Below are 353 nucleotides of genomic sequence, written 5' to 3'. Positions count from 1 at the left end.
CACTGAGAGCAAATCAAAAACTGTGGAACGCCATGCTCCTGATCGCACGCGATTTGAGAACAAACGACGTATTTACTAGATGTATTGAGCTTATGGACAAAGTGCTCTGCTTCAAGGAAATCGAGTATTCGATAAACCGACATCGCTTGAATGTTTTGAGAAAAGTTGTGATTGCAGTAGTCAACTAGTTCGTAGGCAGAAAGCGGCTTCTCCGCATATAGCAGTGAAGTCAGTATCAATTTCCGTTTAGTAGTGAGTTGTTTACCTCGCAGCAGGCAGATTTTCTCTACCTGCTTCATGACGTCATCTACCGTTTTGAGCTTTCTCATATCTCTAGATGAAATCCAATGTGA

At 42.2% G+C, this 353-nt stretch carries 1 protein-coding gene; it reads right to left on the bottom strand.

Annotated elements, in window-relative coordinates:
- Positions 1-329, bottom strand: a 329-nt coding sequence (locus IQR33_RS24225; protein WP_193844138.1) for a transcriptional repressor, incomplete at its 3' end; no start/stop codon positions are given.
- Between the last annotated feature and the right edge of the window lie 24 nt (positions 330-353).

Source organism: Vibrio sp. OPT46 (assembly GCF_015163535.1).
Classification (GTDB): domain Bacteria; phylum Pseudomonadota; class Gammaproteobacteria; order Enterobacterales; family Vibrionaceae; genus Vibrio; species Vibrio alginolyticus.
Note: the sequence above shows the minus strand (reverse complement) of the source record. Positions and strands in the feature narration are given on the sequence as shown.